The sequence below is a fragment of the Comamonas resistens genome (genome assembly GCF_030064165.1).
Classification (GTDB): domain Bacteria; phylum Pseudomonadota; class Gammaproteobacteria; order Burkholderiales; family Burkholderiaceae_C; genus Comamonas; species Comamonas resistens.
Map to the genome: position 1 here is coordinate 3607038 of NZ_CP125947.1, position 25456 is coordinate 3632493.

25 protein-coding genes are annotated in these 25456 nt (G+C 61.8%); 9 read left to right on the forward strand and 16 right to left on the reverse strand.

Annotated features, from left to right (window positions below):
* Positions 1-86: 86 nt before the first annotated feature.
* Genes QMY55_RS16750 through QMY55_RS16760 form a run of 3 tightly spaced genes read right to left on the reverse strand, consistent with a single transcriptional unit; the run spans position 87 to position 2175 of the window.
* A complete protein-coding gene (locus tag QMY55_RS16750; protein WP_283485291.1) occupies positions 87-593 on the reverse strand; it encodes an SMI1/KNR4 family protein in 507 nt (168 codons plus the stop codon).
* Positions 590-1015, reverse strand: a complete 426-nt coding sequence (locus QMY55_RS16755; protein ID WP_283485292.1) for a hypothetical protein — start codon at positions 1013-1015, stop codon at positions 590-592. The genes QMY55_RS16750 and QMY55_RS16755 overlap by 4 nt, the downstream gene beginning before the upstream one ends.
* A gap of 32 nt (positions 1016-1047) precedes the next feature.
* Positions 1048-2175 (reverse strand): PA0069 family radical SAM protein, encoded by a 1128-nt coding sequence (locus QMY55_RS16760; protein WP_283485293.1) that lies wholly within the window; start codon positions 2173-2175, stop codon positions 1048-1050.
* A gap of 356 nt (positions 2176-2531) precedes the next feature.
* Here QMY55_RS16760 and rnk point away from each other — a divergent pair, with 356 nt between their 5' ends.
* Positions 2532-2939 carry a nucleoside diphosphate kinase regulator gene (gene rnk / locus QMY55_RS16765; RefSeq protein ID WP_283485294.1) on the forward strand — a complete coding sequence of 136 codons (408 nt, stop codon included), beginning with the start codon at positions 2532-2534 and terminating at the stop codon, positions 2937-2939.
* Between the two features lie 129 nt (positions 2940-3068).
* On the opposite strand, the gene QMY55_RS16770 is transcribed toward rnk, so the two are convergent.
* Positions 3069-4241: an acyltransferase family protein gene (locus QMY55_RS16770; protein ID WP_283485295.1), complete on the reverse strand. Its 1173-nt coding sequence runs from the start codon at positions 4239-4241 to the stop codon at positions 3069-3071.
* A 244-nt stretch (positions 4242-4485) separates the two neighbouring features.
* Here QMY55_RS16770 and QMY55_RS16775 point away from each other — a divergent pair, with 244 nt between their 5' ends.
* Positions 4486-5070: a GbsR/MarR family transcriptional regulator gene (locus QMY55_RS16775; protein WP_283485296.1), complete on the forward strand. Its 585-nt coding sequence runs from the start codon at positions 4486-4488 to the stop codon at positions 5068-5070.
* 40 nt (positions 5071-5110) lie between these two features.
* On the opposite strand, the gene gntR is transcribed toward QMY55_RS16775, so the two are convergent.
* Positions 5111-6184 (reverse strand): HTH-type transcriptional regulator GntR, encoded by a 1074-nt coding sequence (gntR, locus tag QMY55_RS16780; RefSeq protein ID WP_283485297.1) that lies wholly within the window; start codon positions 6182-6184, stop codon positions 5111-5113.
* 189 nt (positions 6185-6373) lie between these two features.
* Here gntR and QMY55_RS16785 point away from each other — a divergent pair, with 189 nt between their 5' ends.
* The 6 genes from QMY55_RS16785 (at position 6374) to eda (ending at position 12503) form a co-directional block, all read left to right on the forward strand.
* Complete coding sequence (locus tag QMY55_RS16785) at positions 6374-6949, forward strand: gluconokinase (RefSeq protein WP_283485298.1); 576 nt, start codon at positions 6374-6376, stop codon at positions 6947-6949.
* Positions 6927-7433 (forward strand): TRAP transporter small permease, encoded by a 507-nt coding sequence (locus QMY55_RS16790; RefSeq protein ID WP_283485299.1) that lies wholly within the window; start codon positions 6927-6929, stop codon positions 7431-7433. The genes QMY55_RS16785 and QMY55_RS16790 overlap by 23 nt, the downstream gene beginning before the upstream one ends.
* A 10-nt stretch (positions 7434-7443) precedes the next feature.
* Positions 7444-8724, forward strand: coding sequence for a TRAP transporter large permease (locus QMY55_RS16795; protein ID WP_283485300.1), 1281 nt, complete (start codon positions 7444-7446; stop codon positions 8722-8724).
* Between the two features lie 124 nt (positions 8725-8848).
* Positions 8849-9856, forward strand: coding sequence for a TRAP transporter substrate-binding protein (locus tag QMY55_RS16800; protein ID WP_283485301.1), 1008 nt, complete (start codon positions 8849-8851; stop codon positions 9854-9856).
* A 179-nt stretch (positions 9857-10035) separates the two neighbouring features.
* Positions 10036-11883 carry a phosphogluconate dehydratase gene (edd, locus tag QMY55_RS16805; protein WP_283485302.1) on the forward strand — a complete coding sequence of 616 codons (1848 nt, stop codon included), beginning with the start codon at positions 10036-10038 and terminating at the stop codon, positions 11881-11883.
* Positions 11868-12503 carry a bifunctional 4-hydroxy-2-oxoglutarate aldolase/2-dehydro-3-deoxy-phosphogluconate aldolase gene (gene eda, locus QMY55_RS16810; RefSeq protein ID WP_283485303.1) on the forward strand — a complete coding sequence of 212 codons (636 nt, stop codon included), beginning with the start codon at positions 11868-11870 and terminating at the stop codon, positions 12501-12503. The genes edd and eda overlap by 16 nt, the downstream gene beginning before the upstream one ends.
* A 73-nt stretch (positions 12504-12576) precedes the next feature.
* On the opposite strand, the gene cydX is transcribed toward eda, so the two are convergent.
* Genes cydX through cydD form a run of 5 tightly spaced genes read right to left on the reverse strand, consistent with a single transcriptional unit; the run spans position 12577 to position 18960 of the window.
* Complete coding sequence (cydX, locus tag QMY55_RS16815; RefSeq protein WP_283485304.1) at positions 12577-12717, reverse strand: cytochrome bd-I oxidase subunit CydX; 141 nt, start codon at positions 12715-12717, stop codon at positions 12577-12579.
* 21 nt (positions 12718-12738) lie between these two features.
* Positions 12739-13890 carry a cytochrome d ubiquinol oxidase subunit II gene (gene cydB / locus QMY55_RS16820; RefSeq protein WP_283485305.1) on the reverse strand — a complete coding sequence of 384 codons (1152 nt, stop codon included), beginning with the start codon at positions 13888-13890 and terminating at the stop codon, positions 12739-12741.
* 23 nt (positions 13891-13913) lie between these two features.
* Entirely contained in the window at positions 13914-15500 is a 1587-nt protein-coding gene (locus QMY55_RS16825; protein ID WP_283485306.1) for a cytochrome ubiquinol oxidase subunit I, read from the reverse strand.
* 32 nt (positions 15501-15532) lie between these two features.
* A complete protein-coding gene (locus QMY55_RS16830; RefSeq protein WP_283485307.1) occupies positions 15533-17269 on the reverse strand; it encodes an amino acid ABC transporter ATP-binding/permease protein in 1737 nt (578 codons plus the stop codon).
* Positions 17266-18960: a thiol reductant ABC exporter subunit CydD gene (cydD, locus tag QMY55_RS16835; RefSeq protein WP_407650532.1), complete on the reverse strand. Its 1695-nt coding sequence runs from the start codon at positions 18958-18960 to the stop codon at positions 17266-17268. The genes QMY55_RS16830 and cydD overlap by 4 nt, the downstream gene beginning before the upstream one ends.
* A 523-nt stretch (positions 18961-19483) precedes the next feature.
* Between cydD and QMY55_RS16840 the strand changes: the two genes are divergently transcribed.
* Positions 19484-20230, forward strand: coding sequence for a hypothetical protein (locus QMY55_RS16840; RefSeq protein WP_283485308.1), 747 nt, complete (start codon positions 19484-19486; stop codon positions 20228-20230).
* Positions 20231-20304: 74 nt separating this feature from the next.
* Here the strand turns inward: QMY55_RS16840 and QMY55_RS16845 are convergent, their stop codons facing one another.
* The 6 genes from QMY55_RS16845 to trbL all read right to left on the reverse strand — a co-directional run bounded on the left by QMY55_RS16845 (position 20305) and on the right by trbL (position 25451).
* Positions 20305-20634 (reverse strand): hypothetical protein, encoded by a 330-nt coding sequence (locus QMY55_RS16845; RefSeq protein WP_283485309.1) that lies wholly within the window; start codon positions 20632-20634, stop codon positions 20305-20307.
* 204 nt (positions 20635-20838) lie between these two features.
* A complete protein-coding gene (locus QMY55_RS16850) occupies positions 20839-21057 on the reverse strand; it encodes a DUF2274 domain-containing protein (protein WP_283485310.1) in 219 nt (72 codons plus the stop codon).
* Positions 21054-22331 (reverse strand): TrbI/VirB10 family protein, encoded by a 1278-nt coding sequence (locus tag QMY55_RS16855; protein ID WP_283485311.1) that lies wholly within the window; start codon positions 22329-22331, stop codon positions 21054-21056. The genes QMY55_RS16850 and QMY55_RS16855 overlap by 4 nt, the downstream gene beginning before the upstream one ends.
* 2 nt (positions 22332-22333) lie before the next feature.
* Complete coding sequence (trbG, locus tag QMY55_RS16860) at positions 22334-23338, reverse strand: P-type conjugative transfer protein TrbG (RefSeq protein WP_283485312.1); 1005 nt, start codon at positions 23336-23338, stop codon at positions 22334-22336.
* Positions 23335-24039, reverse strand: a complete 705-nt coding sequence (gene trbF / locus QMY55_RS16865) for a conjugal transfer protein TrbF (protein WP_225582379.1) — start codon at positions 24037-24039, stop codon at positions 23335-23337. The genes trbG and trbF overlap by 4 nt, the downstream gene beginning before the upstream one ends.
* A gap of 17 nt (positions 24040-24056) precedes the next feature.
* Entirely contained in the window at positions 24057-25451 is a 1395-nt protein-coding gene (gene trbL / locus QMY55_RS16870) for a P-type conjugative transfer protein TrbL (RefSeq protein ID WP_283485313.1), read from the reverse strand.
* Positions 25452-25456 lie beyond the last annotated feature (5 nt).

The following is a 25456-nucleotide window of genomic DNA, read 5'->3' on the forward strand; positions in this document are numbered from 1 at the left end:
TGCCTCAAGGCATGCAGGCATGCGCATGCATGGCTCCTACCGACTCGGAAAGTCGGCTTCCGGAGACTATGAAATGCCACACCAAGTCAACCCAGCGGTCTGGGCTGAAACACCAAAGGCAAGGCGCCCACGCCAAACAGATTGGCACCCTCTACCAGCAGCAGTCTGAAGAACTCGGCAGTGGAGGCTGCAATCACAGCACCATCAAAGCTGCGCGGCGCAATACGGATGACGGGGCAATCGTTGGGCGGCATGCGAACCAGGTCATGCAGATGCCAGCCGCACATATCGCCGTTGTCGCTGTTGGCAAAGACCAGCACATCGGCCGTGGGCTCCAGCATCTGCTCCAGGTCCTCATCCATGAATGGAGCCAGCAGCTCCTCATGGGTGCTCATATGCTCCATGGCATGAAAGTGCAAAAAGCCGCCCCAGCTGCCCGGCCCCACAATTCGCATGAAGTGCCGATAAGCCGATGGGAGCTCTACCGCGTGGCCGGACTGCAACTGCGCCAAACCGGCACCCACGGCCATACCTCGCGCGCTGCTGGATTCGGCAAGAGATTCAAACAAGACTTGCAGATCGGCTTCGGTCATTCATTGCCCCAGCCATCAAACAAGGCCCGGGCGTTGTCACCAGCCTGCACAACCAGTGGAACATCGCCTGCATCGCTGATCAACACCAGCGGTCCGGTGGTGACACACAGATCGCAGAGAAACTTCAGAATCATCACCGGGTCGCCTTTTTCAAAATAGAACTCGTTTTCGGCAGGCCGCAGCTCCATGATTTGCAGCATGCACCAGGGCTTGCGCCCAGCCTCCCCCGCCATCGTGAGCAAGGCGCTCCAGCGTTTGCCAATTTGTTCGTCCGACAGCTCCGCCTGCCACCGAGGATTGGCGGCAATCACGGCCTTGATCTCCGAGAGCCTGGGGTTGCGGCTGGGCTCTTTCGGATATGCCAGGCCCTCCTCGTCCAGCCATGCGCACAGCTCGGGCTGCAGAGGAAAAACCGAATACATCACACCCATGGGGCTCCTTTCCGTATCGACTCTTAAAACAGGCTTTGCTGCGCCGACAAGCGGCTGTGATGGTACTGGCTGCAGTCCAGCTGCACCCGCTCGCGGTTCAGACCCAGCTTGCGGCAAGCCAGGGCAAAGCGCTGGGCCAGCATCTCGGCCCAGATGCCTGTGCCTTTCATGCGCTGGCCAAACTGCGCGCTATAGGCTTTGCCTTGGGCGCGATCGGCTTCGGCGATGCCATGCAGATCGCGCACACGCTCCATGACCCGCTTGGCGCGGTCCGGGTAATGCAGTTGCAGCCATTGCTCGAACAAGGGCGCGACCTCCCAGGGCAGGCGCAACACGGCATAGAAAGCCTGCCGCGCGCCGGCTTCGTAGGCGGCGGCCAGCACCTGCTCCATATCGTCGTTGAGAAACGGGATCTGCGGCGCAAGGCTCACGCCCACCGGAATACCGGCCTCGCTCAAGGTCTTGATCATGCGCAGCCGGCGATGCGGCGCGGCAGCCCGGGGCTCCAGTTGCCTTGCCAGTTCGGGCTGCAGCGTGGTCAGCGTGACATAGACCGCCACCAGATGCCGCTGCGCCAGCGGCGCCAGCAGATCCAGATCGCGCTCCACGCCGCTGCCCTTGGTGACGATGGAAAACGGGTGATGCGCCTGGGCCAGCACTTCGATAACGCGCCGCGTCAAGCCCAGCTCGCGCTCCACCGGCTGGTAGCAATCGGTGACCGAGCCCAGCATGACGACGCCAGGCTGATGGCCGGGCCTTGACAGTTCGGCACGCAGCACCTCGGGCAGATTTTGCTTGGCGATCAGTCTGGTCTCGAAGTCCAGCCCCGGTGAATAGCCAAGATAGCTATGCGTGGGCCGGGCATAGCAGTAAATGCAGCCATGCTCGCAGCCGCGATAGGGATTGAGCCCCAGATGGAAAGGTAGATCCGGCGATCCATGGCGGCTGAGCGCGGACTTGCACTGCTCCCACTCCACGGAAGTTCGCAGCGCTGTCGCCTCTTGCGCGTCAGCGTCCGCACTCCAGCCATCGTCAAACGCCTGCCTGTCATCGCCTGCGAAGCGATGGGCAATCTGGCTGGCCGAGCCTCGCCCCTTGATGATCGTGACAGGCCGGACTCCTGAGTCCAAGTGAGTGCGGGCTTTATTCATCCAATAACTGTATATAAATACAGTTAATTAAGCAATCCAAAAAATGTTTCAAGAGCACAAGCGAGCAGGTCAATACAGTTGCAGCATTTACGTCCGAATTCCATAAAAACATGGCTGCAGCACACACCATCAAAGCGCTAGCAGCTACCTAATAAATAGCAATAGATCGTTCTCAATCCGCACTGCCGAGGTGCGAGATGGCTTGGCTTTGCTCACAGTCCCGTACACAATGGCCGCTGTGCACCCACAGGGTGCTTTTTCCAAAGCCTTGGCCCGGACAACACCGTTGCCCGGGCTTTTGTCCGTTTGCGCGACGCGAAAGCGCTAACCACACCACCACGCAAGGGAGCCACACCATGGAGCGCAAGCCCCAAATCACTTTGTCGTCCTTGGATCTGGAACGCATTGAAGCCTTGCTGGAGAAGAACTCCAGCCACTTTCCGGGCCGCGACGCGCTGGAAGCCGAACTGGACCGCGCAGATGTCCTGGAACCCCAGGAGATGCCACCCAATGTGGTGACCATGAATTCCACCGTGCGATTCACGATGCTGGAACTCAAAAAGTCCAATACCCTGACCCTGGTCTACCCCAAGGACATGGATGGCAGCGCAGACAAGGTCTCCATCTTTGCCCCCGTGGGTATCGCACTACTGGGCCTGTCCGTGGGCGATGAGTTCAAGATGCCCAGCCCCACAGGCCAGGTAACCGTGCGCGTGGATGCCATCGAGTTTCAGCCCGAAAGCTCGGGCGAACTGCATCGCTGATTTCAAGACGCCCATGAAAAAAGGCATCCCACACGCTCCCCACCGCGTGTGGATTGCGCCCACACCGCGAGAATCTAAACGGCCCCGGCGATAAAAAAGCAGCTTTCAAAGCTGCTTTTTTGTATTCACTCACCGCAAGCCGGCGATCATGGTTGTCAACAGCCCTGCTCCAATCAGCCCGGCCTGCCAGCGCAGCGCCTGGCTCCAGGAAGAGACATGGCGCTCCACCAACTGATACAGCGCATAGCCCGCGGTCAGCGACAGCACGAACGCAAACGGGATGCCCACCACAGCGGCGGTGACCGATCCATGCCAGAAATGGTTGACCACGGCGTTGACCAGCAGGCAGATCGAGAAGTGGATCAGGAACACCGAATAGGAAATCTCGCCCAGGCGGCGCAGCGGTGCAAAGCCCTTCCAGCGTGCAACCCCCTCGGTACGCATGCAGACGATCAGCAGCAGCGCCGTGGCACCGGCCAGAAAGATGCGGTCGCGCCACTCAAAGACCAGCGCACCGATGACCAGGGCCGCAATCAGCATGGCCCAGCTCCAGGCCGTGCTGCGTTTTTCGGCAGCCACGGCCCAGTAGGCCATCATGCCCAGACCATAGGCTCCCATGAAATAAATCGCCCAGATATCGAGATCCGAGTCCAGATTGAAGCTGAACAGCGAGGCCGCCGTCCCCAGCACCACCAGCATCTGCATGCCGGTCACTGCCCAGGGCCACCACCGCTGCACCGCCTGCACACCCAAGCGGCCAGCAACAACCTGCTTGAGCCAGCGCACCGCGCCCAACAACAGAACCGTGCCGGCAAACAGCTGAAAGTCTATGGATACATACCAGACACCGGCCGACAGGGACTCCTCACCGACGATGTTCTGCAGCAGCAGGGCATGGGCGAACAGTTGCCAGAGGTCGGGGTCTGCAGATACCGATTCATGGTCGAACCAGGGCCGGATGGCAGCCGAGATGACGATGGTCACCACCAGGGCCACGGCATAAGGCACGACCAGCCGGACAAAGCGCTTGCCTATCTTGGACCAGGGCGAGTCAAAGCGTGCCAGTCCTTGCGGTGCCAGGCTGGCCGCAGCCAGAAAGCCGCCGATCACCAAAAAGATCTGCACGGCCATGCGTGCGTACTCATACAGCCAGTCCAGCAGATTGGGCATGACAGGGTGCGCCACATCGGACATGGGGCCGTAGAACGCAAGGTGGTGCCAGACAATGGCGGCGCAGGCCAGACCTTTGGTGCAATCGATCAGTGCGCTGCGCGAATGAGAGTGAGTTGAGCTTTGAGCCATCGGCGTCCCTGACCACCGGTGCCCTGCGGCACCACTGGCTGAAAGTGGATTTCTGAATGCGCTGGTCGTGTCAGAAACCCGACAGGTAATTAGCAATTTCGAGATTTTGCGCTCAAAGCCAACAATTTGCTGACGACGACTGATTCCTGATGCAACAAGTGACAAACTTTCACGCGCACTTCACGGATGAATGTGCAAGCAGTTTGATCCCACATCACGGCTGAAAAACCCATGCAAAGGCACAATGGAGACCATGACGCAAGCCAAACCACTCTCGGAGTTGAGCCGACAATTTGTTTCTCATTTCGGTGAGATGGGCAGTCGTTGGGGGATCAACCGTACCGTGGGGCAAATCTACGCCCTGCTGTTTCTGTCTGCCGATCCCCTTAATGCGGATCAGATTGCCGAAACGCTGGAGTTCTCTCGCTCCAACGTCAGCATGGGACTCAAGGAGCTTCAGGCCTGGCGGCTGGTTCAGCTGCGTCATCAACCTGGCGACCGCCGCGAATACTTCCAGGCGCCGCAGGATGTCTGGGAAATCTTCAAACGCCTGGCAGAAGAGCGCCGTCGCCGCGAGATCGAGCCCACCCAGTCCATGCTGCGCGCAGCCATGATGGAAGAAGCCAGCACCGAAGAAGAGCGCTATGCCCAGCAGCGCATGCGCGACATGCACGAGCTGATCGACAAGCTCATGAACTGGTTTGACGATGTGCAGCGTCTCTCGCCCGAGACAGCCATGCAGCTCATGGGCATGGGCTCGGCGGTGACCCGACTGCTGGATATCAAGGACAAGATCACGGGTCGAAGCAAAACAGCCCCCGAAGCTTGAACAGCCCTCGGGTCTCAATACATACGGTCAAGTCACCAGATCAGGCACTGGCTCTTGGCACCAGCCTGAATCCCAGGTCCACACGCGGCTCCTTCACGGCCTTGCCATCCAGCAGCTGCAGCAGCATGTTCGCGGCTCTCTCTCCCACCTCGTCTCTGGGGGTTCGAATGGTGGTGAGCGGCGGCACCATCTGGTCGCTGCCAGGCAGATCGTTGAAGCCCGCAATGGCGACCTGCTCAGGCACTTTGATGCCCATGCGTGCAGCCTCCAGCAGCGCGCCTTGTGCAATGTCATCGTTGCAGAAGAAGATGGCATCCACCGCCGGTTCGGACTTGATCAGCGCCTCGAACTGCCTTGCACCCAGCGCCAGCGAAGAGCGCTCGGGATTGAGCATTTCCAGGCCCGGGTCATAGAGGCCCGCCTGCTTCAGCACAGTTCTGTAGCCCTCCAGCCGCTGCATCACCCGCGCATCAAGCTGGGCGCCGCAAAATGCGATGCGGCGATAGCCCTGGCCTAGCAGATGCCGGGTCATCTCGGCGCCAGCCGCAGTCTGTGAAAAGCCGACGCAATAGCTGTCTGCAGACATTTCCGGCTCTCGCAGCTCCATCAGATGTACACGCGGCACGGGGTTGGCCGCCAGCAGTTGCTGGGCTGCCTCGCTGTGATCAAAGCCTGTCAGCAGCAAGCCGGCAGGCCGCATGGGCAGATAGGCACGCAGCAGTTGCTCTTCTTCCTGCGGGTCGTAATGGGTCACGCCGATCAGCATGTGATAGCCCTGGGCGAACAGCACCTTGTGCACGGCTTCGATCACATCCACAAACAAGGTGTTGGAGAGCATGGGAATCAGCACCAGCACCTGCGTGCTTTTCTGCGAGGCCAGTGCCCGGGCCGCCAGATCAGGCACATAGCCCAGGGAGGCAGCCACCTCACGCACCTTCTCCACCAGTGCGGGAGCCACGCGGCGCTCGCCCCGCAGGGCGCGGGAAACCGTCATGGAGCTGACCCCGGCCGCCTCGGCCACATCGCTCAAGGTGACACGCCCACTGGCACGCGAACGGCGCTGCCCGCCGGTTTCAGAATGACTGTCACTTTTGATGCGAGGCTCGGAAGGCAAGGGATTCTCCTAGTCTTGTTTTGGAAACTCGGCCTTTATGATAGCGCTAACCAAGCTTCGATTGAAGCCTTAAATCAGCAGTCCGGCTGTGTGCCCATCACCTCTGATGCCTTTCCGGCACCAGAGGCGAAAACCAAGCAGCATGCCGGCCTGCACTTTTTTTAATCGCCAAGGATAGCGCTAACCAAGATGCCAGAAAGACAATCTCAAGCACCCTCCCACAAGGTGGCCTTGGTCATCATGGGTGTCTCCGGCTGCGGCAAGTCCAGCGCCGGCGAGGCCATTGCCAGGCAGTTGAACTGGGAGCTGATCGAAGGCGACAGCTATCACTCCCCGGAAAGCGTGGCCAAGATGCAGGCCGGTATCGCCCTCACGGACGAGGATCGCGAAGGCTGGCTGGAGCGGCTGGCACAACGGCTGGCGCAGGCCAGCAGCGCACATGGTCTGGTGTTGACCTGCTCTGCCCTCAAACGCAAATACCGCGACCGGCTGCGAGCCGCCCAGCCGCTGGGGTTTGTGTTTCTCGAACTCGACTACGCCACGGCACTGGAGCGCGTGCAGTCCCGCGCCCAGCATTTCTTTTCCCCGCATCTGGTCGCCAACCAGTTCGCCACCCTGGAAGACCCGCGCCAGGAGAGTGACGTTCTGACGATCGATGCCACCCGGCCATTCAACGCCATTGCACAGCAGGTCCAGCAGTGGTTGTTGGCCAGCACCGCGCGCACAACTCAGGAGCCCGACCATGAGTCACGACAACAAGGCTGAATCTGCGAAAAAGCCGCTGGCCAAGCGGCTGGCCGAAGGGCTGATGGTGCTGGCCCTGGCCGGCATGGTGGTAGCCGTCTTCGTCAACGTGGTGCTGCGCTATGTCTTTCACACCAGCATCGTCTCGTACGAGGAAATTTCGCGCCTGCTCTTTGTCTGGCTGGTCGCCGTCGGCGCGATTGTTGCGGCCTTTGAAGGCTCGCACCTGGGCTTTGACATGGTGACCTCCCGTGTCGGACCCGGCACCCACAAAGCGCTTTTCTGGCTGTCGCAGCTGTTGATTGCCGCTTGCATGGCCTTGCTGCTGTGGGGCTCCTGGGAGCAGGTGGTCGCGGGCTGGAACAGCTACAGCACCGTGCTGGGCTACCCGCTGGCGCTGGGCGCTGCGGCCACGCTGGTGCTGGCCATTGGCATGCTGGTGGTGGTCGTGCGCGATGTGCTGCGCGGCGCCCCGGCCGAATCTTCCGAAACCAGCGTGGAGTAAGGAAAACGCCATGGTTGTGACCCTGATTTTTCTGTCCGTGCTGATTGGCGGCATGGTGATCGGCATGCCGATTGCCCATTCACTGGTGCTGACCGGCGTCGCGCTGATGTGGTATCTGGACTTTTTCGATACCCAGCTGCTGGCGCAGAACCTGCAGGCCGGTTTCGATAACTTCCCGCTGCTGGCCGTGCCGTTTTTCATTCTGGCCGGCGAGCTGATGAATGCGGGTGGCCTGTCGCGCCGCATCATCGATCTGGCGCGCGCCTTCGTCGGCCATATTCCCGGCGGCCTGGGCTATGTGGCCATTGGCGCAGCCGTGCTGCTGGCCTCCATGAGCGGCTCGGCCATTGCCGATACGGCAGCTCTGGCCACCATCTTACTGCCCATGATGCGCGACCAGAAGTACCCCGACAGCTACAGCGCGGGCCTGCTGGCCTCGGGCGGCATCATCGCCCCCATCATCCCGCCTTCCATGCCGTTCGTGATCTACGGCGTCACCACCAACACCTCCATCAGCAAGCTGTTTCTTTCGGGCGTGGTGCCGGGCCTGTTCATGGGCGCGTTTCTGATTGCGGCCTGGTGGTTCATTGCCCGCAAGTACCAGCTGTCCTCGGGCGAGCGCGTGGACTGGGGCACACGCATCAAGGCCCTGTTCAAAAGCTTCTGGGCCATGATGATGCCGGTCATCATTCTGGGCGGCCTGAAAGGTGGCGTATTCACGCCTACCGAGGCCGCCGTGGTGGCCGCCGTCTACGCGTTGTTCGTCTCCATGGTGGTCTACCGCGAGATGAGCTGGCACAAGCTCTATGAAGTCTTTCTGGCTGCCGCCAAGACCACGGCCGTGGTGATGTTCCTCTGCGGCGCCGCCACCGTCACCGCCTACATGATCACGCTGGCCGATCTGCCCAATATGCTGGCAGACAGCTTTGCCGGCCTGCTGGACAAACCCGTGCTCTTCATGGCCGTGATGATGATCTTCCTGCTGATCGTGGGCACGGCCATGGACCTGACGCCCACCATCCTGATCTTCGGCCCGGTCTGCGCGCCGCTGGCGGTCAAGGCCGGCATCGACCCCGTGTATTTCGGCTTCATGTTCATCTATGTGGGCTGTATCGGCCTCATCACGCCGCCCGTTGGCACGGTGCAGAACGTGGTGGCCGGCGTGGGCAAGCTGCGCATGGAGACCGTGATCAAGGGTACCAATCCCTTCCTCATGGTCTATGTACTGCTGGCCGCCCTGTTCGTGCTCTTCCCTCAGCTGGTGACCGCACCGCTCAAGTGGATGCACTGAAGACCAGGCCATGGCGATCTCGAAGACTCTCAAATCAATAGCTGCCAGCGCAAACCACATAAGCGCTGCAGGCCAATTTCGCTTCAACCCAAGGGCTCCGGCCCATTCAAGCAAGGAGACAGGTATGCGTATCAAATTTGCAATCACTGGCCTCGCGGCCATGCTGCTGGCCGCCGGTGCCGTTCAGGCCCAGGACTTCAAGCCCCGCCTAGTGCGCTTTGGCTACGGTCTGGTCGAAGACTCCAACCAGGGCCGCGCCGTGCGCATGTTTGCCAAGGAAGTGGAAAAAGCCACGGGCGGCAAGATGAAGGTGCGCGCCATCGGCAATGCATCGCTGGGCTCGGACACCCAGATGCAGCAGGCGCTGATCGGCGGTGCGCAGGAGATGATGGTCGGCTCCACGGCCACCCTGGTGGGCCTGGCCCCCGAGATGGCGGTCTGGGACACGCCTTTCCTGTTTGCCAACACCAAGGAGGCCGATGCGGTGCTGGACGGCCCCGTGGGCGAGAAGGTCAAGGCCACGCTGGAGCCCAAGGGCATGGTCGGCCTGGTCTATTGGGAAAACGGTTTCCGCAATCTGACCAATAACAAGCGCCCCATCGCCAAGCTCGAAGACCTGCAGGATGTGAAGCTACGCGTGATGCAGAACAACGTCTTCCTCGACAGCTTCAAGGCCTTGGGCGCCAATGCCGTGCCCCTGCCCTTCTCCGAGCTGTTCACGGCGCTGGAAACCAAGGCCGTTGATGGTCAGGAAAACCCGTTCAACACCGTGCTGTCGAGCAAGTTTTACGAGGTGCAGAAGTACCTGACCGTTTCCAACCATGTCTACAGTCCCTGGATCGTGACGGTCAGCAAGAAATGGTGGGACACGCTGAGCCCGGCCGAAAAGAAGGTGCTGCAGGACGCGGCCATCAAGAGCCGCGAATTCGAGCGCAAGGACACGCGTGAGGAAGCGGCCAAGGCCCTGGCCGAGATCAAGACCAAGGGCATGCAGGTCAACGAACTGCCCAGCGCCGAAGCGGGCCGCATGCGCGACAAGCTGGCGGCCGTGAACGCCGGCATTGCCAAGTCCGTGGGTCAGGGCACCTGGGATTCGGTGCAGGCAGCGGTCAAGCAAGCTCGCGCCAAGTGATTCCATTTCTAAATCATCCGATTACTTTGTCGGCTTCGCTTGCCGTGCTGCAGCACTGTCTTCGCTTCGCCTTCGCGTACTCGAATGATTGATAAACGGAATAAGACGCCCCCCACCAAGCCGCTGCCGCGTGATCGCCCAAAGCTCTAACGCGGCAGCGCTTTTGAAAGATTTTCATCATGGCAATCCACCCCGTTCTGTCCCAGGTAACGCAGCGCATTCAGCAGCGCAGCCAGGCCAGCCGTGCGGACTATATGGCCCAGGTCAATGCCATGGCCGCGCGAGCGCCGCAGGTGCGCTCCATGGGCTGCGCCAATGTGGCCCATGCCTTTGCCGCCCTGCCCGGCGCCGACAAGATTCGCATCGTCGAGGAAAAAGGGCCGAACATCGGCATCGTCACGGCCTATAACGATGTGCTCTCGGCCCATGCGCCGTTTGCGCATTACCCCGATATTCTGAAAGACGAGGCCCGGCGCCACGGCGCCACGGCCCAGGTGGCCGGCGGTGTACCCGCCATGTGCGACGGCGTGACACAGGGCATGCCCGGCATGGAGCTGAGCCTGTTCAGCCGTGACGCCATCGCCATGTCCACCGCAGTGGCGCTCACGCATGACACTTTCGATGCGGCCCTGATGCTGGGCGTCTGTGACAAGATCGTTCCCGGCCTGCTCATCGGTGCCCTGCACTTCGGCCATCTGCCCATGGTGTTTGTGCCGGCCGGCCCCATGACATCGGGCCTGTCCAACAGCGAAAAAGCCAGGGTGCGCGAGCAGGCCGCTCAGGGCCTGGTAGGCCGCAAGGAACTGCAGGCAGCAGAAAACGCGGCCTATCACGACCAGGGCACCTGCACCTTCTACGGCACGGCCAACAGCAACCAGATGCTGCTCGAAGCCATGGGCCTGCATGTGCCCGGCACGGCCTTCATCAACCCCGCAGAGGCCGAGCGCGAGCTGCTCACGCGCGAAGCCATGTGCACCGTGCTCTCCATCACCCACGGCAAGCGCTTTGCGCCCATAGGCCATATCGTGGACGAGCGCTGCATCGTCAACGCCATGGTGGCGCTGCTGGCCACGGGCGGCTCCACCAACCATCTGATTCACTGGGTGGCCGTGGCGCGCGCCGCGGGCATCCTCATCGACTGGGATGATTTCGAGCAGCTGTCTGCCGTCGTGCCGCTGCTGGCCCGCGTCTATCCCAATGGCGCTGCCGATGTGAACCAGTTCCAGGCGGCAGGCGGACCCGGCTATGTGATCGCCCAGCTGCTGCAGGCCGGGCTCATGCATGGCGATGTGCTCACCGTCAGGCCCGAAGGCCTAGCCGCCTTCGCCCGCATCCCCCATGTCGAGAACGGCGCGCTGCGCTGGAAAGATGCAGGCGCTTCCGGTGACGACAGCGTGCTGCGTCCGGCCAGCCGCCCCTTCAGCCCCACGGGGGGCCTGAAACTGCTCAAAGGCAATCTGGGCCGCAGCGTCATCAAGATCAGCGCCGTGCCCGAAGACCGCCACACATTGCGCGCACCGGCCTGGGTCTTTGATTCCCAGGACGAGCTGCAGGCGGCCTTCAAATCCGGCGCGCTGGAGCACGCCTGCCAGAGCAATGGCTTCAACGGCGTGGTCTGCGTGGTGCGCTGGCAGGGGCCGCAAGCCAATGGCATGCCCGAGCTGCACAAGCTCACCCCGCCGCTGGCTGTGCTGCAAGGCAAGGGCTATACCGTGGCCCTGGTCACCGATGGCCGCATGAGCGGTGCCTCGGGCAAGGTACCTGCTGCCATCCATCTGAGCCCTGAAGCCCTGGCGGGCGGGCCGCTGGCCAGGGTGCAAAGCGGCGACATCATCACCATGGATGCACCCAGCGGCCTGCTTCAGGCCGAGGTGGCAGAGGCCGACTGGAATGCCAGGCCTCTGGCCACCATGCCTGCCGAACTGCAGCAGGCCAACCATCGCGGCCTGGGCCGCGAACTGTTTGCCGGATTCCGGCGCAACGCGCTGAGCGCAGAGGAAGGAGCTTGCACATGGCTGCTCAAATAACGGCTTTGTCCCTGATGCAGGATGCACCGGTGATTCCGGTCATCGTGCTGCACAGCACGGAGCATGCAGTGCCCATGGCCGAGGCCCTGCTGGCTGGCGGCATACACGTGCTGGAAGTGACCTTGCGCACCCCGCAGGGCCTGGCCTGTATAGAAGCCATTGCCAAGGCCGTACCGCAGGCCATTGTGGGTGCAGGCACCGTGCGCAATGCCGCCGATGCAGCGGCGGCAGCCAATGCAGGTGCCAGGTTTGCCGTCAGCCCCGGCTATACCAGCGCGCTGGGCCAGGCCTGCCGCAAGCTCAATCTGCCCTTGCTGCCCGGTGTTGCCACCAGCAGCGAGATCATGGCGGCGCAGGAAGACGGTTTCGGTGAGCTGAAGTTCTTCCCCGCCGTACAGTCCGGTGGCATCCAGATGCTCAAGGCCTGGCAAGGTCCATTCGGCGATGTGCGCTTTTGCCCCACGGGCGGCATCTCTCCCGCCAACGCAGCCGAATTTCTGGCGCTGTCCAATGTGGTCTGCGTGGGCGGTTCCTGGCTGGTACCAGGCAGCGCCCTGGAGAACGGGCACTGGTCGCAGATCACCGATCTGGCCCAGGCCACGCACAAGCTGCGCGCATAAACATGGCCACAAAAAAGCCCGGCTGGCAAAACCAGTCGGGCTTTTTGATCACTGCGCTGCAGATGATGCCGAATCAGGCTTCTGGCAACGAGTTGGTCTCCTCAAGAATGCGGCGGCGAGTCACCTCGTCGTCCGTCAGCTCATACCACATGGCGTTGAGCACCGCAAAGGCCGCTGCCAGCGGCAGTCCCAGCAACCAGGCGAAATACCACATATCCAGTTCCTTTCTTCTTGATCAGTACGAATGGCCACGACCGGTGGCGATGGCAGCGATGTCCACCTTGCCGCGCAGCACCGAATACACCCAGCTGGTGTAGGCCAGAATCAGCGGCAGGAAGATCAGCACGCAGACCAGCATGATGAACAGCACCACATGGCTGGAAGACGAGTCCCAGACCGTCAGGCTGAAGCGCGGATCCACGGTGGATGGCAGGATCATGGGGAACATGGCGGCGCCCACGCTGAGGATGATTCCGGCAATGGCCAGGCCGCTGGCCATCAGGCCCAGCCACTCGCGGCGGCTGCGCAGACCCAGGGCCGCGATCAGCGGCATCAGCAGGCCGATACCGGGCACCAGCCATAGCACGGGATAGCTTTTGAAGTTGGCCATCCAGGCCCCGGCCACTGCGGCGGCAGTCTTGTTCATGGGATTGGAAGGGCCGACAGGGTTGACCTCGCTGGTGATCACATAGCCGTTGATGCTGGCCAGCCAGACGCCGGCGGCCGCAAACAGCACCGTGGTCAGCACGGCGAACAACGTGCCATACCTGGCGGCGCGTGCCGAGACCTCACCTTCGGTCTTGAACACCAGCCAGGCCGCACCGTGCATGAGCAGCATGGACAGCGACACCAGGCCGCACAGCAATGCGAAAGGCGTCAGCAGCCCGAAGAACGTGCCGTCGTAGTAGATGCGCATGTCATTGCCCAGGCGGAAAGGCACGCCCAGCATCACATTGCCCACGGCCACGCCGAACAGCAGCGCGGGCACCAGACCGGTGATGCACAGCACCCAGTCCCAGCCGTTGCGCCAGGCTGCGCTTTCGCGCTTGCTGCGGAACTTGAAGGCCACGGGGCGCAGGATCAACGGCACCAGCACGGCGAACATGGCCAGGTAGAAGCCCGAGAAGGACACGGCGTACAGCTGGGGCCAGGCGGCGAAGATGGCGCCGCCGCCCAGGATCAGCCACACCTGGTTGCCCTCCCACACGGGGCCCACCGAGTTGATGGCCGTGCGTCGCTCCACATCGGTCTTGGCCGTGGCGCGCAGCAGGCCCATGGCTCCAAGGTCAAAGCCGTCGGTCACAGCAAAGCCCACCAGCAGCACGCCCAGCAGCAGCCACCAGATGACGCGCAACACGTCGTAGGTAATCAGTTCATGCAAGATCATTTGCTCATACTCCTTGCAGGCATTCAGCGGGCTGCTGCCAGCTTTTTGATCATGGGTTCATAAAAGCTCAGATGCGGCTCGCTCTCGTGCTCGGGGCCCTTCTTGATGGCCTTGACCATCAGCTTGAGTTCGATCACCAGCAGCACGGTGTAGATCAGCACAAAGCAGGCAATGGTCAGCAGCAAGGTGCTGGCCCCCAGGTTGGACACGGCCATGGCCGTGGGCAGCACGCCTTCGATGATCCAGGGCTGGCGGCCCAGCTCTGCCACCACCCAGCCGCATTCGGCAGCAATCCAGGGCAGAGGAATGGACAGCACGGCAACCTTGAGCAGCCAGGGATAGGCATCGAGCTTGTGACGCACGGACAGCCAGAAGAAGGTTCCGGTCAGCACGATGAAGAACATGCCCAAGGCCACCATGATGCGGAAGGTCCAGAACAGCGGGCCCACAGGCGGCACGGTGTCCATGGCGGCCTTGTGAATCTGCTCGTCGCTCGCCTTGCGCGGATCGTCCACATAGCGCATCAGCAGCAGGGCATAGCCCATGTTGGCGCCGTTATTCTCGAAGCGCAGACGGGCTTCGTCGGGAATTTCCGCCTCGCTCTTGGCCGCACGAATGGTCTGCAGCGCGTCATAGGCATCGATACCGTTGCGGATATTGCCCTCGGCGTTCTTGACCAACTGGTTGATGCCGGGAATCTCGGTGTTCAGGGAACGCGTGCCGATCAGACCCATGACCCATGGGATATGCACGGCAAAGTGGGTTTCGCGCGCTTCACGGTCCGGAAAGCCGAAGGCCGTAAAGGCCGCAGGCGCAGGCTCGGTCTCCCACATGGCCTCGATGGAAGCCAGCTTCATCTTCTGATGCTCGGACGACAGATAGCCAGACTCATCGCCAAGCACCACCACCGACAGCGAGGCAGCCAGGCCAAACGAGGCGGCCACTGTCATCGAGCGCTTGGCCAGATGCAGGTGACGACCCTTGAGCAGATACCAGGCCGACACACCCAACACAAACAGCGAGGCCATCACATAGCCTGCAGATACCGTATGCACAAATTTGGCCTGTGCCACAGGGTTGGTCAGCACGGCAAAGAAGTCTGTCACTTCCATGCGCATGGTCTGAGGATTGAAAGCCGCACCCACAGGGTTCTGCATCCAGCCATTGGCCACCAGAATCCACAGTGCGGAGAAGTTGGTGCCGATGGCCATCAGGCAGGTCACGATCAGGTGCTTGAGCTTGGAGAGGCGATCCCAGCCGAAGAAGAACAGACCCACAAAGGTCGCCTCCATGAAGAAGGCCATCAGACCTTCAATGGCCAGCGGCGCACCAAAGATGTCGCCCACATAGTGGCTGTAATAGCTCCAGTTCATGCCGAACTGGAACTCCATCACCACGCCGGTCGCCACGCCCATGGCAAAGTTGATGCCGAACAGCACGCCCCAGAACTTGGTCATGTCGCGCCAGATGGTGCGGCCTGTCATCACAAACACCGTCTCCATGATGGCGACGAGAATCGACAGGCCCAGCGTCAGCGGCACAAACAGAAAGTGGTAGAGCGCCGTTATCGCGAACTGCAGTCGCGATAGATCGACGATATCGAGGTCCATGGTCAGGTCCTTTCTCTCGGTACTTCAAAAAATCAAACGGAAAATTCTTCGGCCTGCCGCGGCTCTTGGCCCCGCATGCCCACGCCCGAGGCATCCGGGCGCAGCCGGGCAATCAACTGTTCAAACTCTGGCGTGCCACGCAAGGCCTGTTTTTGCACTGCTCCTGCCTGCAGGCACAGGATCCGGTCCGCCAGCCTGGCTTCGCGCTGCCAGTGCGTGGCAAAAATCAGCGTCCTGCCTGCTGCGGCTTGTGCCAGTCTTTGCAGCACATCTGCGGCCGTGGCCGCATCCAGCCCCTCGCTGACCTCATCCAGCAACCAGCAGGAGCGTGGGCTCAACAAAAGCCGCGCCAGTGCCAGCCGGCGTGACTGCCCTCCGGACAGGCCCAGACCGCCCTCGCCCAATATGGTGTCCAGCCCTTGTGGCAGGGCCATGACGTCACTCTTCAATCCTGCAGCTTCCAGCACATGCCACAGCTGCGCATCGCTGGCATCCTGGTCGGCCAGCTTCAGGTTCTCGCGCAGGCTGTCCTGAAAAAGCTCGGTACGCTGCGTCATCCAGCTGGCCGCCTGGGCTTGCACCACTCCGTGTTCGGCATTCAACTCACCGGCCATCAGCTGCAGCAGCGTGGTCTTGCCGGCACCGCTGCTGCCGATCAGGGCCACCCGCGCGCCTGGAGCCACCATCAGGTTCACCGGGCCCAATTGCCTCAGTTGCGCAGCCTGCAACTGCACCGCGTTCTGCTGCGGTGCTTGCAGCTTGTTCCTTGGCGCCGGCTCTGCATCGCTGACCAGTGCAGGCCCCAGGCGGCGCATCGCCAGCCAGGTACGCCCAGCCTGTTCAGCGCCTCGGCGCAGGGCTGCAAACGGCTCCAGCGCCGATAGTGCCAGCAAAATGCCCAGCGCCGCAACCGGAATATCGGCCCAGCCCTGCTCTACCAGCCAGGCCATCAGCAAAACCGATGCACTCAAAGTAATAGCAGATACCGCGCCATAGGCCTTGGTTGCAGCGGCTTCCGTACGATAGAGCTGGGCATCGGCATCGGCTGCACGCGCATCGCTGCGCAAAACCTGCTGCATCTGGCTTTGCAACTGGCCTGCCATCAGCAGCTCGGCCTGCCCTGCCACCAGGTCCACGGTCTGCGCACGCATGGTCTCCAGCACCATGGCTCGGCGCACGGCTGCCTTGCGGCTGCGCAAGCCATGCCACAGCGCTATGCCCCAGCCCGCCAGCAGCAGCCATGCCAGCGCAATCAAGCCCAGCCACCAGCGCATCACCCCATAGGCCAGGGCCAATAGCAAGGCCGCCCCCAGGGCTGACACCGCAGGCACCAGCAGCCGCAGATACAGGTTGTCCAGCGCATCCACATCGGATGTCAGCCGCTGCAGCAGGCGCACCGGGCGTTGCAGCAGCAGGCGCGCCGCCTGCGGGCGAGCCCAATGGAGAAAAAGCTTCTGGCGCAATGCGGCCAGCACCGCCAGCGTGGCATCGTGCGTGACCATGCGTTCGGCATAGCGCGCGCCCGTGCGTCCCACGGCCAGCAGGCGAATGCCTGCCGAAGGCATGAAGACGTCAAACACCAGTGCTGTCGCGGGCAGCAGCCCCGCCAGCGCAGTGGCCGTAATGAACCAACCCGACAGCCCCAGCAGGGCCATGCCCATGAGCACGGTCAGCGATGCCAGCGCGGCACCGCCCAGCCAGAGCTTGCGCGGTGCCATCTGCCCGAGCTCACTCAGCAGCTGGCGCATGGAGACATGTTGCCGGCTCATGCTGACGGCTCCTCTGCCTGCAATGGCCGAAGCGGCAGGACAGGCAGCTCGATCACGCGATCCATGGCGGCTGCCAGCTGTGCATCATGCGTGGCTACCAGCAAGGTGCGCCCTTTGGCCATCCGCCGAAGTGCCTGTGCAATCTGGGCCGCTGTCACAGGATCCAGGTGGGCCGTGGGCTCATCGACCAGCAGCAGCCCGGCCTCTTCCCGGACCGCCAGCCGGGCCAAGGCCAGTCGCACAACTTCGCCGCCTGACAGGCCCGCGCCCCCTTCGCCCAGGCTCATGCCGGCACGCGAAACCAGGGCCTCGTCCAGATGAGCTTGCTGCGTGGCCGCAGCGATCTGCGCTGCAGATACCTTGTCGCGCCCCAGTCCGATATTGCGCGGCACCGAGCCTGAAAACACATGGGTCTGCTGGCCCATCCAGCCCATGCGGCAGCGCAGCCGGGCCGCGCTGCCCTCATCGAGGACTTCGCCATCGAGCTCGATACGGCCTTGCTGAACCGGCAGCAGGCCTGCAATCTGTGCCAGCAGCAGCGACTTGCCGCTACCGCTGGGGCTCCACAGCGCCACATGCTCGCCAGACGCCACGCTCAGGGACAAGGGAGCCAGCGGGCTTTGAGCACCGGGTGCCTGCACCATCAGATCGACAACACGCAATTGAACAGGCTGGCAAAGCGCTGTGCACTCATCTTTCAGTAGCACTCCTGCCCCCACAATGGCGACAGACTGAGATTGCATATTCTTCAAAGTCTGCAAGGCAGCTTCACCCGCTGCGCGGTCATGCCAGACTGCAGACAGCTCGCGCAGCGGTTCAAAGAAGGCAGGAGCCAGCAGCAGCACAAACATGGCCTGACCCAGGCTGAGCTTGCCGCCCCAGGCACCGAACTGCAAGGTGCCCAACAGGTGAAAACCGATATAGACGGCAACCATGGCCACACCCAATGCAGAGAACAGCTCCAGCACGGCAGAGGACAAAAAGGCAATGCGCAGCACGCGCATGGTGCGGGCGCGCAGGCCTTCGGCATGCTCGCGCAGGCGCTGCCCCGTCATGTCCACGGCCTGCAAGGCCCGCAGCGTGCTCAGGCCGCGCAGCCTATCCAGCAGAAACGCATTCATTTCGCCCAGCTGCAACATCTGCTCTTCGCTGGCGGCCTTGGCGCGCCAGCCCACAATGGCCATGAACAAGGGAATCAGCGGCGCCGCAACTATCAGGATCAAAGCTGCCACCCAGGACTGACTGGCCACAACAGCCACGATGGCCAGCGGCAGAATACGCACGCGCCACATGGCGCTTTGATAGCGCGCCAGCCAGGGCACGATGGACTCGGCCTGCTCGACCACCGCGCTGGCCGCCTGGCCCGAAGCGACGCGCGCCTTGTCCAGCGGCGAAGCCTGGCCCAGGGCCCGCACCACCTGGGCACGCAACTGGCTCAGTTGTTCACGCGCAGCGCGATTGGCCAACCAGCCGCCATGCCCGTCCAGCCAGGCACGCAGCAAGCCCAGCAGCAACACGCCAGCAGCCATGGGCCAGATCTGCACCACACCTAATCCATCCGCCATGCGCTGCACGGCCCAGGCCAGCAACGCGGCCTGAGGCAACCAGATCAATGCAGCCGTCATCTGCCACAAAGCCCCTGCGCTCGGGCGGCGCACATCCACCGCCATGGCGGCTGATGCCGTTTCCATGGCGGTCTGAGTACTTGCGGAGGAAGAGGAAGGCATTGATCTGAATTTCTCAATTTTCAGTATTTACTGAAATTAAAATAATCTTACTCTTTTTTTGACAATCATCATGGCGGCTGCGGCAAAAGCCAATTGAAGGACTTGGACGACATTGACTGGCATCAAATCCAAGTGCAATTCACAAGGGTTAACCCTTGATGTCTGATGTACTTGAGCAACATCAAGAGCGCTGATGGCACAAAAAAGGGCCGGCGTCAAGTCCTTAGTGCAAGTCGCGCGGGGCTTGAAACCATATACGGGGCAATAAGTTAGCTCTGTTTTGTGCCGCTTGCAGGGGATTCGGCGTTGTGGGCTGGGAGCCACATGAGAGCCTTGGGAAAGCAAGTCGGGGCGTGCTATGGCGACGAATGCCCCAATTCCGTGCTGCCCGGATTCGCGTATACCAAAGAGATGCTATCGTACAGTAGAATTTTCTGATTTTTCGATATTCATCAGGATCTGATGCGAGGACAGAGTGGCGCAATCAATGAGCAAGCTGTTTCCTAAAAACCATGAAGCTTTCGTTGGTGACAAGAGTCTTCAGGGAAAAATCAAGTCGCTGGAAGACAGGATTGAGCAGAGCTATCAGGTGCATCAACTGATGCAGTCACTCCAGGCGATCGCGGAAATAATTGAACCCCATTCCGCTCCTAAGCAGAAATTGCCAATTCCACCGGATCTCCTTGCGAGTTTTGAGGAAATTCTCAAGGATGCCCCTCCTCCAACCCAACTCGACATGGATCGGGAGGCCATATGGGGAATGGTGGGGCGTTCTGGAAAAATGTACGTACTGGCGTTTTTGAGTCCGAAACTGTGGCAGAGCCTTGAAGTTTTATTCTCCGGCATAGTTGTTGGATATATTCAAATGTTTGCCGGAGGGGATGGGCGCTCCAAGCTCGATTATTTGCGTGTATTCAAGGGCAATGAAGATCTAAAGGTCGCACACGAGAAATTCGACAATCTCAGAAACAAGCAGTATGCCCATAAGGAGCTAGAGCACGATCGTCACCGGATCTCCTATTTTGTCGATAACCAGGGGGGCATCGCTATCGACGTAGATGGTGCACAACACACAAGGCACTACCATCTTGCCTTGACTATGGATTTACTCCGATGCCTTGCAGAGGTTTCCGCGTACCTGAAGCAAGATATTAAGGAGCGCAGCGAAAACCTCATTAAAAAACTGACGGAGACCGAAAAGTTGGTTTTGATCGAATATGCAAACCCGGCATGACCCTGGACTCAGGGCAGCACTCCCAACTCTTGAATTGATCCGCGCCACGAGGCAGCTGCGGCCTAAATTACTTGTTATGCTGCGGAAACGGTGCAGACAGCCTCGTACTTGCCGTTCTCCAGTTGACGATAAACGACCTTTCCTCCAGCAAGGTAAATGCGACAGAGGATGCAGTCCCATTCTGAGCCATGGAGCTGGATAAGTGCTTGAAGTTCAGGTGTCTCGATCAGTGAAGTTGGAGGGATTTCAAATCCTGTTCTCAGCTTCGATTGCAAAGAAGCCAGAGTTTCAAACGCTGCATCGTGCGAGATGTCTGTGCGGTCAATTTCAAATGTTATGGATCCACCATTCACCTTAAAGGCGTTCCATTCTTCATTCTTCTCTGCCGTGTATGTGATAGCCATAATTTTCCGATAATGTTGGATTAAAAAACCAAACTACCAATAGACGACTTAGTGCAGGGCATCGCCAGTCATCCTAAGGCACGGCAATCTCAACGCGCTCATTCGGTAGAAAACACTTGCAGCCCTAAGGCTTTAGGATAGGCTGAATGTCTATTTCTATCCAAGAATTGACATTATAGAATTCCGTTCAGGTTTTTGTTGCCTCTACTTAGCCAGCTTCCTGAATCCCCGATCCCCCGCCATGAACGCCTCCAGCATGTGCGGGATCAGCGTCACTGCATCGACCGTCTCGCCATACGCCTGCGCGTGCAGCGCGGCGTAGCGGTCGAGGTCGGCTTTCAGGCTGGCTGGGCATGCGAAGGTCAGCTTGACGTTCTCTGTCTTGGGCAACGGCCCCAGCCGCAGTTTCCTGGTCGTGCTCATCGTGAAGTCCCCTTGTTGAAGAACAGCGGCTGATAGGGTCGCAGCACCAGATCGCGGTTGACGATGATGCGTACCGACAAGCCGGGGCGGCTGGTCAGCGTGGGTTGGATGTTGAGGTTGCGCCGGGTCACTTCCTGGCCGACCTGGTTCACGGTGTCCTGCAGGCTGTCGCGCCCGGCGATGATGACGCGATCACCGTCCTGGCGATTCTCGGGTGCGGCCAGTTCGGCACCGACGCCCAGCAGCGTGGTCAGCACGGCACCGGCAAAGATCCGATCCCAATGCCAGTCCACGTCGTCTTCCAGACCCGCATACCCTGCTGGGTCGGTGCCGACCAAGTTGTCGAGCGTCAGCGATGACGTATCGGGCAGGATGATGCGGTTCCACACCACCTGCACGCGGCTCTGCCCATAGCTGACCTGGCTGTTGTACTTGCCCAGGATGCGCGAACCCTGCGGGATCAATAGGAACTTGCCAGTGGCCGTGTCGTAGATCGGCTCCGTCACCGTGGCGATCACGTCGCCCGGCAGGTCGGACTTGATGCCCGTGACCAGTGCCCCGGCAATGACCGTTCCAGCCATGACCTGATATGGCGATGCAGGCATTTGCAGGTTGCCGGAGTTACGGGTTTCCGCAGAGCCGCCAGTCAGAAACGCCTCTTTCTGGTCTTGCCGGTTCTGCACGGCAGTCGGATCAGCAGGCTGGGCCGCCGTCGAGGCCGGGCCAGCGGCCAGCGGATCGAAGGCGGCATTGGCGGCGAAGCCCGGCGCGGTAGCGACCTGCGACTGCGCCACGGGCGCAGCCTGCGGAGCGCCAGTGCGGAAGAATACCGATGAAGCCGCAGCCGCTTCTGCTTCCTTGCGTAGCGCATCGTTGGGGTCGTAGCCTGGCGCGGCATAAGTGGCGGCGACCGGCTGCTGCGAATTGACGATGGCTGGCCCCAGATCACCCGGCAGCGGTGGCCCCAGCTCCGGCACATCGGGCGGCAGCGCTGGCAACTTGGAATAGTCGGTAGGAAGTTGGTCGAGGCCTTCTGAGCGCGAGACGCGATCCACGTTGTACAGCTCCGTGGATTCGCCTGCACCGCGTTGCTGCGGTTGCAGCGACCAGATCAGCGCACCCATCACGCCAACCGACAGGCCGCCGGCGAGGATGGCCAGCGTGCGCCGGTTCAGGCGCGTAACCGGGCGTGGTTGGGCGCGCAGCGCCACCGCCTCGGGTGCCACCTTGTCCGCCTGCGGCGTGGCAAGGTCGGGAATGTCGTCCTGGCTCATGCTCAGTTCCTCCCGGCGATGCCATCCGTGCGCTCGATGCGCACCACGTCGCCCTTGTCGGCCCCCAGACGCAGTTCGGCCGCACCGAACAGGCGATCCACGATGTAGTACGGCGAGCGGAAGCGGTAATTCACCAGTTGCCCGTCGCCCTGCGCGCCAATGACGAACAGCGGCGGCAGCTCGCCTTGGGCGATGCCTGCCGGGAACTGGATATAAACCTTCTCGCCATCATCGAAGGCACGCAGCGGCTTCCACGGCGGATTGCTGCCGCTGATTGCATAGCGAAAGCGGATGTTCTCCAACGACAGACCCGCATCAACCGGCGCGGCAGCGTTGGCGGCTTGCGCCTGGCGCTGCAACGCCAGCATCCGATCCTTGGGATAGTCCCAGGACACCGACGCCATCCATGCCTTGTCGGTCGAGGTCAGTTCCAGCAGGTACGTTCTGCGGCTGGTGGTGATGACCAGATTGGTCTTCAACCCGGAACGGATAGGCTTGACCAACACATTGACACGCAGATCGACCCCGCTGCCGCTGGAGGTGTCACCCACGATCCAGCGCACGGTATCGCCCGCAGCGACCGTCACCAGTTCCTCGCCGGGCTGGAGCGCGATCACCGTCACGCGGCCCACGGACGCATAGACTTGGTACAGCGCGCCATCGGTGAAGGGCCAGACCTGGATCGCATTGACGTAGCCCTCGCGGGTCGGTGCGATCCGTGCTTCGGCATTGGCGCGGGAGACGCGCACTTTCTCGTCGGCGGGCTCCGGTGCCACCGGGGCCGCATCAACGTCCGGCAGCGGCTTCAACTGCGCGGGCAATGCCAACGGTTCGGGCACAGCCACGACTTCGATGGGCTTGGGCGGCTCGGGCAATGGCTGCGCCTGCACCGGCTCATCGAGCGAGATCACCAGCGGCGGTTTGCCCTGCGTGGCGCAGCCCGCAAACAGGACAGTCGATGCCAGCAGGATCTCCGGCAATACGGTTCTACGGAAACGTGCATTCATGGTTTGGCTCCTTCAGAAGAATCCAGTTCACGGCTCCACGACAGGCCATTGACGTAGATGCCCAGCGGGTTGCGGCGCAGGCGTTCTTCGGTGCGCGGGGTCTGCTGCACGATGGACACCACCGCCGTCCATCGCTCCAGCCCGGCAGCCGCACCATTGACGTAACGGCGTTCCGTCCAGCGCACGTTGAACGACGCATCGCTGGCGCGAACCACACTGGTGATCTGCACCGTCACCGACTCCTTGCCGATGCGGGCGAACGGGTCATTCACCCGCGCGTAGTCGTTGAGCACCGCCGCGCCCCGGTCGGTGGTGTAGTCATAGGCATCGAGCCAGTTCTGGCGCACGACGATGGGGTCGATGGACAGCGAGCGCACCAGCGTCACGAAGCGCGCGATGTGGTGCGCCGTCTGCGCATCGGTGGGCCGGTACGGCGTGGCCGCTTCGCCCACGGTGCGCACCTGGCCGGACTGATCCACCTCGATGACATAGGGCGTGACGATGGACTGGGCCGAGCGCCACACCAGGCCACCGGCCATCAGCAGCGCGAGCGCCAGGCAGCCGAAGGCCATCAGCCGCCAGTTCTTGGCCTGCACGCGGGCCGAGCCGATGCGCTCGTCCCAGACCTGGGCAGCGGCTTGATACGGGGTGGCAGGCTGCGGCGTATCGGCATAGCGCACCTGCGGTCGTTTGAATCGCATGGAGTTTTCCTTGAAAGTCAGTTATCGGAATCCCGCAGGCTCGGGCCTTGGCCCGAGCCGCCGCCATCGCCACCGCGCAGCGTGTGCGCGGCCGTGGTGGTGGCCTGGGTGAGTTGTTGGCGGCGTTGCAGGCGCTTGGCCCAGCCGGGTTGTTCCTGCTTCTGCGCGTTGGCCGTGTCACCATCGGCATCGCCTGTGGTGGCCTGCCCGGAACTGGCGGCACCACTGCCTGAACCGCCATCGGTGCCGGAGCCTTGCCAGCCTGCTTTGAATGGCGCGGCAGCCTTGGCCGCCGCTGCCTTGATACCAGCACCTGAGCGTTGGCCTGCCGCCTGTGCGCCGCCCTTGGCGACATTGCCTAGCCCTGCCACTGCACCCTTGGCCCCGCCGCCCGCAGCGGTAGAACCGGCCTGGAAAGCCGACTTCGCGCTGCCAGCCGCCGAGGTCGCGGACCGCACGCCAGCCCCGGCGAGCTTGGCGGCAGCCGGTGCCATGCGAGCCCCGGCCATCACGGCACCGCCCACGCCAGTTGCCGCAGCACCTACGGCCACCGCCGCGCCTGCTGCAGCCACAGCAGCACCGGCCATCGCGCCTGCGCCAAGCTGCGGTGCACCGGATACCAGCCCGGTGGCAATGCCAGGGCCGAAGATCCCCAAGGCCAGCAGCGTGAGCGAGGCCAGCATGATGACCACCGCATGGTCGATGGACGGCTCGGCGGGATGTACCTGGAACTCGGCGAACAGGCCCGAGCCGATGCCGACGATGACGGCCAGCACCAACACCTTGATGCCCGACGACACCACGTTGCCCAGCACCTTTTCGGCAAGAAAGCTGGTCTTGTTCCACAGCGCGAACGGCACCAACACGAAGCCCGCGAGCGTGGTCAGCTTGAACTCGACCAGCGTGATGAAAAGCTGGATCGCCAGCACGAAGAAGCACAGGATCACCACCGCCCAAGCCAGGAACATGACCACGATGGGCGTCATGTTCACGAACACTTCGGGGAAGCCCGCCATATCGCTGATCTGCTCAAGGATCGGCGCTGCCGCGTCGATGCCGGTCTTGGCGAGGCGTCCCGGTTGCAGGAATTCGGCCATGCTCATCGTCGAACCGCTGGCCGTCAGGCCCAGGCCCGCGAACGAGCGGAAGACGATGCTGGCCAGCCAGTTGAAGTTGTTGATGATGTAGGCGAAGGCGCCGACGTAAAGCACCTTGCGCAGCAGCTTGGCGATCACATCATCGCCCTGGCCGGTGGCGTGGCTCATCGCCCAGTACAGCCCGGCAATCGTCATGTCGATGACGATCAGCGTGGCGGTAAGGAACGCGACTTCTCCCTGCAGCAGCCCAAAGCCCGAGTCGATGTAGCGCGAGAAGGTAGCGAGGAAGCGGTCGATGACCGTCACGTCGTTCATGGCGG